This window comes from bacterium (assembly GCA_030649025.1).
GTDB lineage: Bacteria > Patescibacteriota > Minisyncoccia > JAUYLV01 > JAUYLV01 > JAUSGO01.
In genome coordinates, this window is record JAUSGO010000022.1 from 41,051 (window position 1) to 58,029 (window position 16,979).

Consider the following 16,979-nt stretch of genomic DNA (forward strand, 5'->3'; position numbering starts at 1 on the left):
AGTATGGATGCAGTAAACGGGAAACCACAAGAACAACAGCCCTTCGCCGACGAAGAGGAAATCAAAATATTGGAAAAGCGACTTCAGCTTTTACGAGAAGGATTACGTCCGCCCGGTTCCGCAGAGAGCGTAAAGGAGGCCAAAGAGGCCGGAGAAATTCTTGAAGGATCTTCGCAGGGAAAGGGTCCCGGGGGAGTGCCTCCGCCACCAACCGCAATACCCGCACCATCTTCTATGGATGTGCATTTTCATGATGTGAAAGCGGAAGAATTGAAGGGATACGAGACCGATAGGCAACTCAAAGCACTTGTTGAAGTAGCTCTTGAGCGGAGCCTAGGGGATGCTGTTGACATTGCCAGGCGCCTGGACGATGCATATTTGCTTGATGCGTTCCACGATGTGCTTTGTGACGATACGGAACTGAATAGGCAACTCGTCGAACGAGGGAAATTAAAGGAATTATGACCGCATTTTTTCTTACCATCTTTATCGTTATCATCGTGCTCGTTATCATCGGGCTTATACTTTTTATGTTGCTGGAGATGAAGCGCGAGAAAGCACGTCTCATAAAATCTCTCAACATGGCGCTGTTCCTGGTGCGTCTGCCCAAGGAAGATATTTCGGGAGAAGAGCGCAAACAGGACAAGGAACGTATCGCGGTGATGGAACAGCTTATCTCGTCATTTGCGACGATGCATGAGGGTGGATGGAAGGGCGTCGTATCCGGACAGCCTGCCGTAGTGCTCGAGATGGCCGTGCATCACATTGGGGAAGAGATACATTTTTATATCGCAGGACCCGTGCGTTCGGCCGAGCTTATTCAGAGGACCGTACATGGGTTTTACTCTGCCGCTTCGGTGGAACGGGTACAGGATTATAATATTTTCAATCCGCACGGCACGCACGCGGGTTCCGTTCTTACGCTTGCAAAGAGATATTTTCTGCCTCTGCGTTCCTATGTCACGCTGGAAAGCGATCCGCTGAACAATATCTCCAACGCTCTTTCGAAACTGGAACGGGAAGGCGAGGGGGCCGCGATACAAGTGGTCATGCAGCATGCGGGTAATAGCTGGAACAAGAAGGCTTTTGCGGTCGCGCGTCTCATGCAGCGGGGCAAGTCGTATGAAGCTGCCGTGTCCGAAGCGGCCGGAGGATTTTTAGGATTTTTGAAGGAACTATCCGGTGGCGTAGGCGGGGAAGATAAAAAGAAGAAAGAGGCCGACGAGAAAGCAAAAACCTCGCTTACGCCTCTGGCTCAGGAGACCATTAAGGGTATAGAAGGGAAAGCGAGCAAGGCGGGATTTTCGGTCAATGTTCGGCTTATCGCTTCCGCTCCGGACGCACTTCGGGCAGAACGCATTCTTGAACAACTTGAGAATGCATTTGCGCAATTCTCTCATCCGGCATGGAACGGTTTTAAGCCCAGACGCGTCAAAGGCCGTGCGCTTAGAAATCTTCTTTATAACTTTTCTTTCCGTGTGTTTTCCGAAGATGAGGCGATGTTGCTCAATACCGAAGAGATCTCGAGTCTCTATCACTTTCCTATCTCAACGCTGCAGACTCCCCGAATCGGGTGGCTTAAGGCAAAGACCGCTCCTCCGCCAGAAAATCTTCCCGAGGCGGAGGAGGGAGACGGCGTTACCATCGGCGATAGTCTTTTTCGCGGCCAGGCGCGCGCGGTGCGCATGCTGCGAGAAGACCGGCGGAGGCATCTCTACGTTGTGGGACAGACCGGCACCGGAAAATCAACGCTACTTTCCGAGATGATACGGCAGGACATTGAAAAAGGGGAGGGCGTGGGCATTATTGACCCGCACGGAGATCTTGCGGAGCTTGCGCTTAGCCTTGTGCCTCGTGAGCGCATAAAGGACGTGGTGTACTTCAACCCGGGAGATATGGAGCGGCCCGTCGGGCTTAATATGCTGGAAGCTAAAGGAGAAGACCAGCGGGATTTTGCGGTTCAGGAAATGATAGCGATATTCATGAAGCTTTTTCCACCCGAGGTTGTGGGTCCCATGTTCGAGCACAACATGCGCAATGCCATGCTCACGCTCATGGCCGACCCGGAAAATCCCGGCACTATCGTGGAAATTCCGCGCATATTTACGGACGAGGCTTATGTGCGTTCGCTTCTGCCAAAAGTTCAGGACCCTGTTGTTCGGGCATTCTGGGAAAAAGAGATGGCCAAGACCAGCGAATTCCATAAATCCGAGATGCTCGGGTATTTGGTCTCGAAGGTCGGTAGGTTTGTGGAGAATGAAATGATGCGCAATATCATTGGGCAACCCCGAAGCGGCTTCAATATCCGTGATATTATGGATAATCGCAAGATACTCATTGCGAATCTCTCCAAGGGCAAAATGGGGGAAGTGAATTCCTCGCTTTTAGGCATGATACTTGTTTCCAAACTTCAGATGGCCGCTATGGCCAGGGGCGATATAACCCAGGAAGGCCGCGCCGACTTCTATTTGTATATTGACGAATTTCAGAATTTTACGACCGATTCCATTGCAACTATTCTTTCCGAAGCGCGGAAATATCGCCTCAATCTTATTATGGCTCACCAGTTCATCGCGCAACTTCCGGAGAATATTAAGAACGCGGCTTTTGGCAATGTCGGGTCGCTGTGTGCGCTGCGCGTCGGCGCGGATGATGGTGAGTATCTGGCCAAACAATTTGAGCCGGCTTTTTCGCAGCAGGACCTTTTGAATCTTGACAACTTCAATGCGGTGGTAAAGCTCATGATACGCGGACAGACCTCCCGCCCCTTCAACACGCTTGTACATAAACCATGGGAGCGGGGTGTGAAGCCGGATCTACAAGCCGCCCAGGCACTCAAAGAATTCTCGCGTCTCACGTACGGCAGAGCGCGAGAGGTGGTGCAAAAAGAGATCCTGGAGCGTTCCCAGCTTGCCCGCCCTGTTGCTGCGCCATCGGCGATGACTCCCGGGGAAAGTAATAAATAAAACTCCTTTTTATTAATTAAGAGAACGTTTTTATGGAAAATGCTTCATCGATTCCGGTGACGCCCGTAGGCGCGGGGCAGCCTGTTGCATCCCGGGGGCTTAAGCTTTCGGACACCATTGCAATTCTTGTTATAGGAGAATTATTCGCCTGGCTTCTTATGGTGGTGCGCAAGGGCGCGGAACTTGCTGTGCCGCAGGCCATCATGTATTCCCTGCCCATCGTGATGCCGCTTGTGGCACTTGGGTGTTTGTGGGTTATGGCAATCCTGGGGCGAAGACGGCCGACGCTCTTCCAGCTCGGCAAATATGCGGCAATCGGTTTTTTTAACACGGCGCTTGATTTTGCGATTTTTAATTCCTTGGTGCTCTTAACGAATATCGAACCAAGGGGCGCACGTGCGGGGCTTCTTACCACGATTTCATTTACGATAGCGGTCATAAACTCATATCTCTGGAATAAATACTGGACATTCCGCTCAAAAGGTCCTGCGCGGGTTGGTGAGTTCGCGCAATTCGTGGTTGTGGCGCTTGTCGGGCTTGTTCTGGTGAGCGGATTTCTCACGGTAATGACTAAGTTTATCGAACCGCCCTACGGGCTCAACATCCGCCAGTGGGCTAATGCCGTGAAAGTAATGTCTATTTTCATCAGCCTTGCCTGGAACTTTTCCGGATACAAATTCATAGTGTTCCGCACGAAGAAAGTGGTTTGAAGATTGTCAAAACCGCCCATCGGTAAGCCGAGGAGCGGTTTTGGTATTAAAAAATATGGGCTACACCGTTCGTCTGGTGTAGCCCTTTGGCCCACAGTCAACTGGTCTCGGTCGTTTGCGCCACTCGAAGAAAAACCATCCGATTGTGCGCCTCGGCGAGGCCGATGCGAAATTTTTGAATGTACACTCCTGCGGTGAGGGAGTCCCCAAAGATTTTCTCCGCCAAGGATTTCTCAAGCGCTCCAACCTCGGCCTTCAAAGCCGTGATGGCAGACTCGATCTTCCCGACATCTGCGGCCTCGCTTGCTGCGACCAGAGATTCGAATAACCTCTGTCCGGCAAGCAAACACTCCTTTTCGGATGGCGAGTATGACTCCTTGTGGCGCCACACCATTCGCCCCTTCCCCCCACATATCAGTCTCACAGGGATCATTGGCGTGCCACAGCGGCAAATGGACTCACCGGAGCTGACAGAATCGATGATTCTTCCTACCTTTCTTCCCATGTCCGATCTCCTTTCAGGGCAAAATGAGAGCAATTCTTATTTACTAGTATAATCTACTTTATAATAATTGTCAAGGTCTGGCGCTTTTCTAAGGAGAAGTGACAAATCCATGTTATCTGCGCACACAATGAGGTACAATACGAGCTATGAAAAAAGTACTGTTTTTCGGCATATTGGTTGTCGTTCTTGCAATAACCGGCGTGGCAGGAATTATCCTATATCATAAATATATTCGTGGTGCTCTGCCCGCTTTCAAAAATCCCTCCAAGGACATTGCGGAGCTTATCGAGAAAGCTGCGAAAGAACCGCAAAACCTCACGGGAATGCCGCTTACAATTCCTGCCGGATTTTCCATTTCTATTTTTGCAAAGAACCTTCCCGGAGCGCGCGTGATGGCGCAAGACCGTTTCGGGAATTTTTGGGTAAGCCAAACGGGGAAAGGAAAAATTTCTTTTCTAGAAGTTGCCGAAGGGAAAGTGGTAAGAGTCGCCGAAATGTTAAAAGGGCTTAAGAGTCCCCACGGGCTTGCATTCGATCCCGAGAACGGCACGATGCTCTACATCGCCGAAGAGGACAAGATCTCGCGCCTGCCGACATACTCCGATGGCCACTTGGAAAAAGTCATTGACCTCCCTTCGGGCGGCAGACATTTCACGCGCACGCTCGGCTTCGGACCCGACAATAAGCTATATGTTTCCATCGGCTCCACCTGCAATGTGTGCCACGAAGAAGATCCTCGAAATGCAAAAATTTTTTCTCTTAACCGCGACGGAAGCGATTTCAAAGAGTTCGCGCGTGGTTTGCGGAACGCCGTCTTTTTCACCTGGAGCTATGTCGACGGAAAGATGTGGGCAACCGAGATGGGCCGGGACGGGCTGGGAGACAATCTGCCGCCGGATGAGATAAACATCGTAGAGCAGGATAAAAACTACGGCTGGCCGACCTGTTACGGCAAAAACATCCACGACACCGAATTCGACAAAAATACGTATATCCGGAATCCCTGTATGGATCCGTTTGAAATGCCTTCAGTTGTCGATCTACCGGCACATTCTGCGCCATTGGGTCTTGCATTCGTCCCGGAAGAAGGCTGGCCGGAAGAGTATTGGTATAACCTTCTTGTCGCCTACCACGGCTCATGGAACCGCACCCAGCCCACCGGATACAAAGTGGCGCGCATAAAACTCGATGCGAAGGGAGCGTACCTGGGAACGGAAGATTTTATTACGGGCTGGCTTACAGCCGACAACGAAGCGCTTGGCCGTCCCGTTGATATACTTACAGTGCCCGGCGGTATTGCATACATTTCAGACGATAAGGCAGGCGTGATATATAAGCTTAGCTATCTTCGCAATGAAGAGCCCGGAGATGCTTCTGATAAATCGAGCCTTATTCGCCTTGATAATCCTCTTTCCGGCAGTATCGTGAAAAATCCCCTTACAGTTTCAGGTGAAGCGCGAGGCTATTGGTTTTTTGAAGCATCATTTCCCGTAAAGCTCCTCGATGGCAACGGAAAACTTCTTGTCGTACTGCCTGCGCAAGCCCAAGAAGAATGGATGACAGAAAATTTTGTTCCTTTCCGCGTAACCCTGGAGTTTGAAACCCCTGAAACCGAAACAGGAACGCTTGTGCTTGAGCGCGATAACCCCTCCGGCCTTCCGGAACACGCGGATGAATTAAGAGTCCCTATTCGGTTTCGTTAACAGGTAAACTTGACAAAAAGCATAACTATGTGCTATATTATCTTTGTAGTATACTTTGACAACTCGGAGGTGCGCCTTGCAGGAATACATAGGCAAAATCGGCGGTTTCGTCGTTTTTTGCGCGCACTTTCCGCTCTATGTAGCGATAGTGCGCAAAACAGTTAGGCCAAGTTTGGCCACGTGGGGCATGTGGTCTGTTCTGGCCAGCGCCATGGTAGCCAGCCAGATAGCGGCGGGTAAAAAAGATGTTTGGGGAATGCTCGCGGCGGCCACAGGAACAATCGTGGTCTTCATTCTTCTTCTGTTCTACGGGGAGAGAAAATGGACCGCGTTTGATACGCGTTGCTTGCTTCTATCAGCTCTGGGCGTGGTTGCCTGGGCAGTGTCTGGACCAGCAACGGCACAGATCGCATTTCTCGCATCGCTATTTATCGCAGGAGCATCGACGGTGAGAAATGCGTGGCAGAACCCGCAAAATGAGAGCAGGCTGGCTTGGGGAATGTTCGCTCTGGGTTTTGGCCTGACGGTCATAGCCATCACTAACTGGCACAGTCTGACGATGTGGGTACAGCCAGTATCGAGCACGATTTTTAATCTCGTGGTTTTTCTTCTGGCGCTTCGGTGCAAGGGGAAAGCCAAGGCATAAAGCCCGGACTCGCTATCACGCGATGCTCCGGGCTTCACTATTTTAAAGGACTAGAAAACCGCTCCATACAGGAAGCGGCCTTCTTTTTTTATGTCTTGTATTCCGCTTACTGCAAATCAAGCTGTTTTACCTTCTGCCAGGTTTTCTCGTCGAATACCGTAATACGCTGGGGTGAAAGGATGTAGAGATAATCGTCCAGGTACACTGCCCGCTCGGCTTGAACCTCGGCAAGCGTGGCAACAAGTTTGAGTTCATCGTTGTCGTAGGAGAACACGTACCCGCCGCGCGACCCGGGCAGGAAGAACACCTTGTGTTTTTGGTCGGCAAGGAACGCATGATGCGTTTGCGATACGCCGGACCAGTATTCGTTAAGATTGTACTTCGCTTTCTCCACAGGGTTTGCCGGATCCGACACATCGAACAGCGAAACTTTTACCTGTGATTGCTCCTGCCCAACGCCAAGCACCCTTGCGGGTGCAAGCGGATGGAGGTAAGAGGAAAATCCGGGAATTTTCAGCTCTCCGGCCTTCTTTGGATTTTTAGGATCGGAAAGGTCCAGCACGTAGAACGGGTCTATCTGCCGGAACGTGACTACGTACCCCCTGTCTTCTACGAACCGCGCGGAGTAAATGCGCTCGCCAAGACCCATGTCTTTCACCGACCCGATGATATTAAGACTCCCATCAAGTACATAGACGTCGTTTATGCTTTCAATTCCGGAACCGAATCCCAGACCGAAGGAATTGTTCCCTTCAACAGTGATTGCCACCCGAAGATTGCCTTTATATTCATCAAGAGAGAATTGATTCAGAAGCTGGCCCGGAATCTCTCCCGATGCGACGACCGAAAATTCCGCGATATCGATTTTTACAACAGCGGTTTTACTCAAATCGCGAGCGTGTTCTTTGAAGTAATCTTTAGCGCGATTCTGAAGTTCGTTTTCGAGCTTGAGCCGTATATCCTTATCGGAGCTTTCCAGCCGCTGCAGAATAAGCGCAAGCTCGGTCATTTTCGAGGTCTGGCTGATGTCGTAATCTTTGAGCTTCCTAATTTTTTCGAGAACTTCTCCTGGAATAAGATCTTTCCCTTTTTCGTTGAAAAAATTATAGACAATCTCCACGAAATCTGTCTCCAGAGGATGGGTGAGATACAGTGCATTTGGCGACATGGAAAGAATAGTTTGAGCGCTTGAGCCCACGACAGAAATACGGCCTTCTATGTTTCCGTCGGCGGGATTTACGGCCATCGCCGTGAAGGTAACATCCGCAGGCGCGGGACCCACAGGCCGCCAGATTTCAAAACACGGGATGGAAAGGGGACTGCCTTTTACAATCATCGGTACGACGGGACAGGGGTTATCGTATGCGATACCGGTGCGGGTTATTACGTAGAGTTTATCTTTATAGAGACGGGCATCCACCATGCCGGTGCTTTCCTTGAATTCAAGTTTCCAGACTTCTTTGGGACTTGAGGGATTTGAAATGTCGTAACCCCGGATATCTTCCGATTTTTGATACCCATAGCCATAATACTGCCCATGCGACTGCGGCAGAACAACAAGAACATTTTTAGAAACCAGCAAGGTGCCGTTTTTTTCAATTTTTGCGTAAGTTACAAGTTCGCTTGGCGGAAAAGCTTTGATGATTTTCGTGTGAGCCGGCGCGGGAGTCGGATAAGGAATAGGCATCCCTATTTCCGGGGAAATCATTTTGGCGTCTGGAGCCGGCATTCCCTGAACATCGGTCGGTGGCATCTCGAGAGTTTCGCGTATCATAGGCATCGGATAATACCGGGAAAATTGCTGGGAATAATATATTTCTTTGCCGTTCGTTTTTACGATATCGGGCTCGTCTATGCCCTGTACTTGTACGTTAGTTTGAGATACGCGTTCGGCTTGTCCACCCCCGCCGCCCTCGCTAAGCGGCATCGCGGCTGGCATGAGTGCATCTGTTGCGCCTACCATTCTTCCTGCGCTCAAAAATGATTTCATTCCAAATCCTTGTTGTTCTATAGCATCCAAAATATAGGATTTGAACTCTTCGTCGGAGGCAAATTTTTTAAGTCCTGCCTTTTGAAAAACCGGTGAAACACCAGGAGTTTGAGATTGAGAAGGATCGGCGCTTGCCGAGGGAGAAACTTGGGGAGCCATTGAAAACGGCCAGGTGTGAAGGTAAAATTTTGCGGACGTAGCATATCCTCCGGCAAGCACGATCGCCACGCCAAAGCCGGTGAGTAGAAGCTTCATGGAGACCGACGAGGATGCGGTTTCGTACGACTGTACCGCCGGCACAATCGTTGCTCGGTTTACTTGTCCCGAGTATTCCCGGGGGGCTTGCGCCGAGGAAGCACCCTCCTGTGTGCCGGATACGTCATAAGTTGCCAGAGCGTCTTTGATATCCGCTTCCGGCCAGCCCGCACCTAAAAGATCCTGGCGGATTGCTTCATCCGCAGTACCTGAGTTTTTTGCCTGCTTAATATAGTCTAACAATTTTTGATTTGGCATAATTTGACCTTAAGGATTATAAACGTGAATTCTACATATATAATACATCATTTTAAAAAAACGTACACGATGTATCCCAGTAAGAAATACGGCGCACCGTCGTGCCAGCCAGGATCGAACAAATAAAACTGGTCGCAGAAGCTACTTGGAGAGGAACCATTCTTTGAACGGTCAGTGGGCCAGCCGGGAACGCCGTATGACCAGCATCAGCACGAAAATCGCATTGGCAAGCACCAGGTAGGAGGGGTAAAGAGCCGTAACAAGAGAAAATTGTTTCAAGGCAACCAAGCCGATGGCAAATTTGACCACGCTAAGGAAGAAGGTGAGTAATGTTTCCTCATGGGGTTTTGTAAATGATTTGCGGAACGTCGGAACAAACCCAAGTGCGTCAATGATGGTGACCAGAACGATCGAAAGCAGAGGGCTCTTCGTGATAAACCACAAGACTAACGCCATAGCCGCGCCGAGCAAACTTGCCCAGTCTATCGGCAGAATGTTCTTTTTGCTTTGTTTCAGCGCAAAGAAAAAAATAATGAAATTTACGAAAGCAGAAAATCCGGTTACCCATGCGCCAGGTCCCCCGCCACCCGCCAACTGGCCGGCGCACCCGATGGATGACAACGTTCCCCACACAAGCCACGTAAAAGCATGCGGTTTTGTAGTACCGAGAAAAACATCTCGGAAGTAGGGAATGTAGCTTACAAACGCTACGAGAGTCGCGATAGCGCCAAGAATAATCTTATAGTCCATGGATGCTGAAATTCTCTTACAACAACTCTGCCATGCGCACTCCGAAGAAGCGCCCAAATAACTTTTCTCCTGCATCGCCGACCCCTTTCGGTTCTACGATACGTTCTTGCCAAGATGTCCCCGCACACGCCTAGTTAGCACGGATACTTAAGCCAGGTATCTCAAATATTTTCTGCCGCGAGGCAAAGCCGGAGACAAGCTTCACGCGCGAGGAAGCAATCCCAAAATGCCGGGCAAGCGCCCGCGCGATCGCATTATTTGCCCGGTCTTCTTTCGGAGGCTCTTTCACCAAAACCTTGAAGTGGGTCTTGTCGGCCTGTTCCACCCGCTCATTTTTCGCGTTCGGTTTCGCTCTCACAAATATTTTCATATTCCTAAGAATTTACCAATCCGTTTCCCAATCAGTTCAAACTAAGCAAAAGCACGAAAAGCGTCATAACGGTGAACGCAAAAAAGATCGCGAGGGTTGAGAAAAGAAGGGAAAGCGCTTCTTTTTTATTGCCGTCAAGGTACCACAAAATCGGCCTGCCAAAGAGCGCAAGACCCATGAAAGCCGCCGAAAACACAAGCAATAGGAGCATTGCGATAGGAACAAGAACTGTTTTTTGAGGTCCAAAATTTTTCGGCGCATAGAACATGAACGAGGCCACGGCGATAACATAGAGAGCCGCCCCTAGCGCGTTGAGCAAGGCGTTTATGATAATTGCGTGTTTTGTATCTTTATGAAAAAACATACGTTCTGCGATTTTTTAATACTTATATTGTGGCACAAGAATTCTTTATAAGGTCCCGTCTGAACTCCCTGTACCCTGGCTGGGTGTTGAAACGGGCATTCCTGTTGGAGGCGGTGATTCTTCAGGCGGATTGGGTAACGCCGCAGAAGAGCTTGCGGTCATTGCCCTTGGCGTTGTAATTACAGGGTCTGCCGGATTTAAGGTCTGCGTTTTGGATGGCGTGGGGGACGGTCCCTTTGATGGTTCTGCGGTTGGCTGTGGGGATGGGATCGGAGAGGAAATCGGCGAGATGCTTGGCAATTCTTCCACTCCGATTACGGCAGGGGAGGAACCTATATTTTCCGAATCCACATTGGCGGTGCCGCAGGTCATTTTACAATACCCAAGCCCCGCCGCCCCGGCCACTCCCGCTACCGCAAGCAAAGCCAATATGTTTTTTAAGATATCCTGGAGACGCTTTTGTGACGCGGCCTCTTTCTTCTTTTTCTCTTCATCCTCTTTCTTTTCACTCTCTTCCTCAAGCTCAAGCTCTATCGGTTCTTCAAAATCAAGGCTTGCCGAATTGATGCGATACTGTACCCGGCCTTCTTTGGCCGGGTCCTTCACCACATAGCCCAAATGACTGCCGCACTCTTTACACGACACCTCTTTTTGTATCTTGCCCGCAGGCATCACAGGGGTTAGCGTAAGGCGCTTGATATCCACGGGCTCCTTGAAACTCGGCCAGCCGGTGTTCGAATCAAATTTGGCATCGGAAGAAAAAAGCACGCTGTTACAGGCAGCGCACACGTATGTCCCCTTCGCTTCGCTATCCCAATACTTGCCGGTATAGGGCCGCTCCTCTCCTTTCTCGCGCATGACCCTATATTGTTCGGGATTCAATTTCTTTCTGAATCCTTGTTCGTCCATAAGAACATTAGATGTTTTAACTGTGATTTTTGCCAAGAAATAGGACCAAAAGGCACTTGCAATACTCCGAAACTCCCAGCATTTTTGATCCTTGTTTTAAAACCAGTTCTTTCTTTTGAAGAATATAAGGGAGATTGCGGCCAATGCGGACATCAATGCAAATACGATAAAGAACGAATGGGCAGATTGTTGGAACGGAAGCGGGATATTCATGCCATACATTCCGGTTACAATGATGAAGGGAAGAGCAATCGTGCCATAGACCGTCAGCACCTTTGATATCTCGTTGGTGCGTTGTGCCATGGTAGAGGCATAAACTTCAAGCGAACCGTTAAGCACGTCGCGGTATGTTTCAACGAATTCAATGACGCGGATAACGTGTTCATAGAGATCGCGGTAATAATTCTCAAGATCGCCATCGGTTTTAACGCGCGGATGCCTGATAAGCGTACTCACTACCTCGCGCATACCTCCGGCATTGCGGCGAAAGTCAATAAGGGTGCGCCTAATCTTGAATATTCGCTCAAGCGTTTGCGGTGTGGGATTCTTCCATGCGTCAGACTCAACGGCCTGGATGCCCTCTCCAATCCTATCAAGTGTTATCAGATAGTTATCGATAATCTCGTCGAGGATCGCATATACAAGATGATGCGTATCGGTCGCGTCAACATCGGCGGACTGGGAAAAACGTTCGCGAACGTGCTCGGCCAATGCTCCGGAACGTTCCTCAACCGTCACCAGCGATTCTGGTTTAATGAACATGTTGAAATCGTCAAAATGGAGCTGATTGATTTTTACCTCAAAACGGGCAATTTTAGCCACTACGAAAACGTAATTTTTGCGCTCAACGACTTTGGCGATCTGCCGCTTATGATAACAATCCTCTATATCGAGCTTATGGTATCCCTCTGCCTTGGCGAAGTCCTTAAACCGTTCATCGGGAGATACGATGATTGTACGCCAGGGGATGCCCGGCATCGGCTCACTAATAAATTTTTCAGATGAGTTCATATGAATGGCCCTAGTAATAAAATGCTCGACGGAGCGGTAAAAACTACCTTAATTAGCATACCACAAACTTCCTCGACATGCTTGGAACAAGAATATAACCCATAGGGTGCTTATATCCTTCAGAATACCGGCGTGGAGCAGTCTTGCAGGTCTTCTCGCGTAAGCGGCTGGCCGAGTCTTGCCCGCTCACTCATGAGCGAGCAGGGGAGCGCAAGGGGTGATGGGGTGAACCCCATCTCAAATTGCTGGGTCGAAAGCCCTCCTCGATGTTCAAAATGGGGGTCGTCAACCTGCTCCAGGGCGCAATATTGACCGATCTTTGCAAGCCGCTTCCAATTGATATCAAACCCCTTCCACCGGTCCACCACATCCACCGCATATCCGTAGTTATGAATGCTCTTGCCCGCTTCAGCCCAGCTTACAATATGCCCATCTACGGTCCGTCCTTGTTGATATAATTCGGCTTGTTCCTTTATGGTACGAAAACCGGATGTGATGCGCAGGGTATATCCGTAAACGGCGGCGACAGGAATAAAACATTCGTTCACTTGGGTTATAAAGTTCGCGTTCAGTTCTGTCGGCATGGGAGGCGGGGTGGGGCGGATATACGGTTCCGATGACGAAAATTCTTTGAGTAGCCGGTTGTGCTGAAAAGTCAGAACCGCTCCGCCAAAAACCACAAATAAAAAGATCGCCACGATAGGTCCTCGATTCGTTTTCTTTTTTTTGAAAAATTTTAGCATAAAAAAGATTCTTTGCACGCGGGGGCTCCAACCCTCATTTTAACCGTTCGATGATATCCCGTCTAGAACTCATGTCTTTTTATGCGTGTTAAGATAAACAAAAACAGCCCACAGGGAGCCATTCAGGGTATTTGGACGAGTTTATCTCCGGTAACTACGCAAGTTAAGATGTAAGATCAACTTCTATAAGAATAAAACGAGAAGCTTCTTTTGCTTTGATGTTCAGCATGCCTTCCTCGGATATTCTTGCCTGGTCACCCGGTAAGAGTTCGCTTCCATGGATCTCAAGTGTCCCTTGTGTAACATACACGAAGGCGCCGTGCGAAGGCCGGACATTGAAGGTAGCCAAGCCGGCTTTCTTAAGTGTTCCAAGATACACGGTTGCATCGGCTGTAATGGGAATTGCGCCGGGAAGACTCTCGCCCGAGGCCACCGGCAGAAGCCCACTCTCTTCTTTACTCGGTAAGAACGTTTGCTGATGATATGCGGGAGTAATTTGCTGTTTTCTTGGTCCGAGCCATATCTGATACAGATGCACCGAGGTTTTCCCATGGTTGAATTCCGAATGGACAACCCCTTTGCCTGCCGACATGTGCTGAACATCACCCGGACGCACAATCCCTTTGTTCCCGGCATTATCCTCGTGCGCGAGCTCTCCTTCAAGAACGACGGTCACTATCTCCATGTTTGCGTGCGGATGCGGCGGGAAACCCGTTTTTGCTGCGACAATGTCATCATTGAACACGCGCAGGTTCCCGAAGTTCATGTTCTCCGGGTCATGGTACGTATCAAAAGAAAAAAGCCAGTAGGTTCTGAGCCACTCCAGGTCGGTATAATGTCGATTCTTGGCTTTAATAATGCGCATGGTCGCGGATGAAGTCTATTTCGTTCTCTTGGAATGGATGAATTCCAATTTCTTATCCCGTCTTAAACTTTTTAGCCGGGCTTCTTTTTTTAACGCCGTGCTTCGAGAACCGCAACGCTCGGCATATAAAATTTTTTTAACCCCATGCGACCTGGTATAGCGTCCCCCTTTGCCCTCTTTATGCTCGGCAAATCTCCGCCTGACGTCGGTGGCGATACCGGTGTAAATACTGCCGTCTTTGCATCGAATAAGATAGACGGAATACATACTTTTATTTTTCCGACTTTATCTTGTTAAGTATCTTTTTTACTTTTTCCACGCTATCCCAATCATAAATAGAGAGCGGTAACACGTTTTTTTGTATTTTTTTGAGCAAAGCTATTTTCTTTTTCATTTCTGCTGCGCCTATCGTGTCGCTTTTGGAGAGGAAGAGGAATTCGGTTTTCTTTGCCAACATTTTGTTATGAGCGGCAAGTTCTTTTTTTATTGTTTTATAATCCCGTACTACGTTAGAAGATTCCGCCGACAGCAGATGAAAAAGGACCTTTGTTCGCTCAATGTGGCGCAGAAATTTTGTGCCGAGACCCTTCCCATCCGACGCCCCTTCGATGAGCCCCGGAACGTCCGCCAAGATAAGCTCCCAGTAGGCCCCCAGATTTGGTTCCAGGGTCGTGAACGGATAATTCGCAACCTTGCTTTTTGCCCGCGTAAGTTCGTTAAGCAGGCTTGATTTTCCGGCATTGGGCAGGCCGATCAATCCCACATCGGCAATAAACTTAAGTTCCAGGCGCAGAGTAAAATGTTCGCCGGGCCGGCCTTCTTGGTACTGGGTGGGCGTGGTGTTGCGTGCCGAACGGAAATGAAAATTTCCCTTTCCGCCAATGCCTCCCTTGGCAACGAGTATCTTCTGCCCTATTTTCAACACCTCTTGGGCTCTGTCCGTTCCAATTTCTCGGATAACCGTTCCGATGGGAACTTTCAATATCAGGTCGTCTCCGTTGGAACCATCGCGGAATTGCGGCATACCGGTGCCGCCATGTTCCGTTACCACATCTTTCGCGTATCGGAATTGGCCCAATGCGTTCAGGTCCGACACGCCTTCAAAATAAATACTGCCGCCTCTGCCACCAGACCCGCCGGCTGGACCCAAGCTCATAAGATTTTTGTTGAACGCAACAGCGCCCTTTCCGCCATTGCCGGCCTTCACTTTAACTTTGACATCGTCAATGAGCATAGGTTTGTTTTTTGGATGGGTCCTTCAAAAACCGCCCGAAGGGCGGTTTTAAATACAAAGTAGTGTTAGGCGGCCATGCTTTTTAGCTTCTCCGCGGAAAGCGAGGTAAGCCACAGAAGAAAAGGTCTGCGAAGCCTGTCGGTAGGCCACAGGTCATTTTTGAACAATGACGCTTTTTCTATCCGGAAGGAAGATAGCGCAACCATGGTTGTCTGCAAATTTGGCGGCGATAGCCTGTTATGGTCTGCTAAAAATTGCTCCTTGTTTGTCATAGGGAATTGCCGATTTTGAATCTTTTGCTTCTGTACCCATCATACACGTATCCTGCGAATAATCAAGCTCGTAAGCACCCCAACAGCCATTCCGCCTAAAGTATCCGAGGGATAATGCACCCTCGCAATGTTGCGTCTGGCTCTGTGGCTTTTTCTACGCCCTGATGTTGCCTATGATGCTCTTGGCTGTCTCGTGCATCATTTTGGAAATAGTGCTGAGCATCTGCAGGGTCCGCGACTGTTTCTGCAGCATGTTTTGAAGGTCGATATCCGCAAGCTGGGTATCGTCCTGGGCACTCCCCGAACCCGCTTCCCGCACCTGCGTTTGCATCGTCTGTTTCACGCCGCCCAGGCCCTTCTCAACTTCCGTCTGGATGTCGGCCGCCGTCACGGGCTTGCTGAAGAAAAACGAGAGCCAGGGAAAACGCACCTTCACGCGGTCCGCATCAACCCCAATCTCCGCCGTAAGAGACGAATTGAATATCCCGAGGAATTTCGCGGGCATCTGGTAGGAGAGCTCCACCACATGCTCCTTTATCTTGATGCCTTTGATGGCCGGATCATTCAGTACGACCGCGCCGGTATACACTTCCAGGTCCGAAGGGGTTTTCACGTCTCCGGAACGGGAGAGTATCTCTTCTTTTTTCTTGGGGTCCCAGCCGCGCACCCCAACCCTTCCTGCCTGTTCCAAGGCATTCAAACGGGCGCGGAATGCTTCCAAATCGCCTTCGGTGTACTCCAGTCCCTGGAACATTGAGTCTCTTTCCGCGCTTCCCGATCGGATCTTATCGCTTGTTTCTCCCACACCGCCGTCACCCCCTTGTATTCGCAGGAGATCAAAATCCGGATCGCCGGGCGGCAAACTGGGTTGAGGTTTTATGCGTAAAAGATCAAAATCCGGATCTCCTATCATAACATCATCTAATCCATCTCGATCAAGGTCTCCTATTACGGGATTCTCCTTTGCGGCTGATGACGGCGATGGACTTGATTCCACGATCTGGCCGTTCGATTCCTTGCCGCATCCCCAATGGTCTCCTCCGACCGGAATGCACATCATGGAATATCCGGTGGGACAATCAAGGGCCGGTTTTGCCTGGCCGTCGCAATTGGTGCGTTCGTTAACGCCCGAAGGGGTAGGCGTCGCCTTTGCATCCTGTGTGGGTGAAGGCTGGGGCGTAACAGCCGTTAGAGTGTCATTACCGGGAGTAGCTTTTGGGGTCGGGGTGGGGGCAGGTGTTTGGCTTGGGAAGGCGATTGTTCCCGCTGTCGGCTCTGCGGTGGGAAGTTCTGATGGGTAGGGCGTAGGAGTCGCGATGGGGCGGTTGAGCGAATCATACATATACTCCTCCGCAAACACCGGAAGACCGACAAGAAGCGCTACACACATTGCGATGATTGTTTTTTTCATATAAAACATATAATCAA

17 protein-coding genes are annotated in these 16,979 nt (G+C 49.9%); 5 read left to right on the top strand and 12 right to left on the bottom strand.

Going from position 1 to position 16,979, the window contains the following annotated elements:
* Positions 1 to 3: 3 nt before the first annotated feature.
* From Q7S09_02920 to Q7S09_02930, 3 genes are read left to right on the top strand one after another with little or no spacing between them, the layout of a single operon-like run.
* A complete protein-coding gene (locus tag Q7S09_02920) occupies positions 4 to 465 on the top strand; it encodes a hypothetical protein (GenBank protein MDO8558115.1) in 462 nt (153 codons plus the stop codon).
* Complete coding sequence (locus tag Q7S09_02925) at positions 462 to 2,966, top strand: type IV secretion system DNA-binding domain-containing protein (GenBank protein ID MDO8558116.1); 2,505 nt, start codon at positions 462 to 464, stop codon at positions 2,964 to 2,966. The genes Q7S09_02920 and Q7S09_02925 overlap by 4 nt, the downstream gene beginning before the upstream one ends.
* Positions 2,967 to 2,998: 32 nt before the next feature.
* Entirely contained in the window at positions 2,999 to 3,676 is a 678-nt protein-coding gene (locus tag Q7S09_02930; protein MDO8558117.1) for a GtrA family protein, read from the top strand.
* A gap of 97 nt (positions 3,677 to 3,773) precedes the next feature.
* Here the strand turns inward: Q7S09_02930 and Q7S09_02935 are convergent, their stop codons facing one another.
* Entirely contained in the window at positions 3,774 to 4,070 is a 297-nt protein-coding gene (locus Q7S09_02935; protein MDO8558118.1) for a hypothetical protein, read from the bottom strand.
* A gap of 257 nt (positions 4,071 to 4,327) precedes the next feature.
* On the opposite strand from Q7S09_02935, the gene Q7S09_02940 reads away from it, so the two are divergent.
* Together Q7S09_02940 and Q7S09_02945 are read left to right on the top strand one after the other, a co-directional pair.
* Positions 4,328 to 5,884: a PQQ-dependent sugar dehydrogenase gene (locus tag Q7S09_02940; GenBank protein MDO8558119.1), complete on the top strand. Its 1,557-nt coding sequence runs from the start codon at positions 4,328 to 4,330 to the stop codon at positions 5,882 to 5,884.
* Between the two features lie 76 nt (positions 5,885 to 5,960).
* The gene (locus Q7S09_02945; GenBank protein ID MDO8558120.1) at positions 5,961 to 6,530 is read left to right on the top strand and encodes a hypothetical protein; all 570 of its coding nucleotides are present in this window, start codon (positions 5,961 to 5,963) and stop codon (positions 6,528 to 6,530) included.
* Positions 6,531 to 6,636: 106 nt separating this feature from the next.
* On the opposite strand, the gene Q7S09_02950 is transcribed toward Q7S09_02945, so the two are convergent.
* The 11 genes from Q7S09_02950 to Q7S09_03000 all read right to left on the bottom strand — a co-directional run bounded on the left by Q7S09_02950 (position 6,637) and on the right by Q7S09_03000 (position 16,962).
* The gene (locus Q7S09_02950; GenBank protein ID MDO8558121.1) at positions 6,637 to 9,033 is read right to left on the bottom strand and encodes a beta-propeller domain-containing protein; all 2,397 of its coding nucleotides are present in this window, start codon (positions 9,031 to 9,033) and stop codon (positions 6,637 to 6,639) included.
* A 171-nt stretch (positions 9,034 to 9,204) separates the two neighbouring features.
* Entirely contained in the window at positions 9,205 to 9,783 is a 579-nt protein-coding gene (locus tag Q7S09_02955; GenBank protein MDO8558122.1) for a hypothetical protein, read from the bottom strand.
* A 130-nt stretch (positions 9,784 to 9,913) separates the two neighbouring features.
* A complete protein-coding gene (locus Q7S09_02960) occupies positions 9,914 to 10,153 on the bottom strand; it encodes a DUF167 domain-containing protein (GenBank protein MDO8558123.1) in 240 nt (79 codons plus the stop codon).
* 31 nt (positions 10,154 to 10,184) lie between these two features.
* Complete coding sequence (locus tag Q7S09_02965) at positions 10,185 to 10,517, bottom strand: hypothetical protein (GenBank protein MDO8558124.1); 333 nt, start codon at positions 10,515 to 10,517, stop codon at positions 10,185 to 10,187.
* A gap of 45 nt (positions 10,518 to 10,562) precedes the next feature.
* A complete protein-coding gene (msrB, locus tag Q7S09_02970; protein ID MDO8558125.1) occupies positions 10,563 to 11,426 on the bottom strand; it encodes a peptide-methionine (R)-S-oxide reductase MsrB in 864 nt (287 codons plus the stop codon).
* Between the two features lie 96 nt (positions 11,427 to 11,522).
* Positions 11,523 to 12,437 carry a magnesium transporter CorA family protein gene (locus Q7S09_02975; GenBank protein ID MDO8558126.1) on the bottom strand — a complete coding sequence of 305 codons (915 nt, stop codon included), beginning with the start codon at positions 12,435 to 12,437 and terminating at the stop codon, positions 11,523 to 11,525.
* 119 nt (positions 12,438 to 12,556) lie between these two features.
* On the bottom strand, positions 12,557 to 13,180 hold the full coding sequence (locus Q7S09_02980) for a D-alanyl-D-alanine carboxypeptidase family protein (GenBank protein MDO8558127.1): 624 nt from the start codon (positions 13,178 to 13,180) through the stop codon (positions 12,557 to 12,559).
* A 163-nt stretch (positions 13,181 to 13,343) separates the two neighbouring features.
* A complete protein-coding gene (locus Q7S09_02985; GenBank protein ID MDO8558128.1) occupies positions 13,344 to 14,045 on the bottom strand; it encodes a pirin family protein in 702 nt (233 codons plus the stop codon).
* Between the two features lie 15 nt (positions 14,046 to 14,060).
* On the bottom strand, positions 14,061 to 14,312 hold the full coding sequence (locus Q7S09_02990) for a GIY-YIG nuclease family protein (GenBank protein MDO8558129.1): 252 nt from the start codon (positions 14,310 to 14,312) through the stop codon (positions 14,061 to 14,063).
* Positions 14,313 to 14,316: 4 nt separating this feature from the next.
* Positions 14,317 to 15,279, bottom strand: coding sequence for a GTPase ObgE (gene obgE, locus Q7S09_02995; protein ID MDO8558130.1), 963 nt, complete (start codon positions 15,277 to 15,279; stop codon positions 14,317 to 14,319).
* A gap of 426 nt (positions 15,280 to 15,705) precedes the next feature.
* Positions 15,706 to 16,962, bottom strand: coding sequence for a hypothetical protein (locus tag Q7S09_03000; protein MDO8558131.1), 1,257 nt, complete (start codon positions 16,960 to 16,962; stop codon positions 15,706 to 15,708).
* Positions 16,963 to 16,979 lie beyond the last annotated feature (17 nt).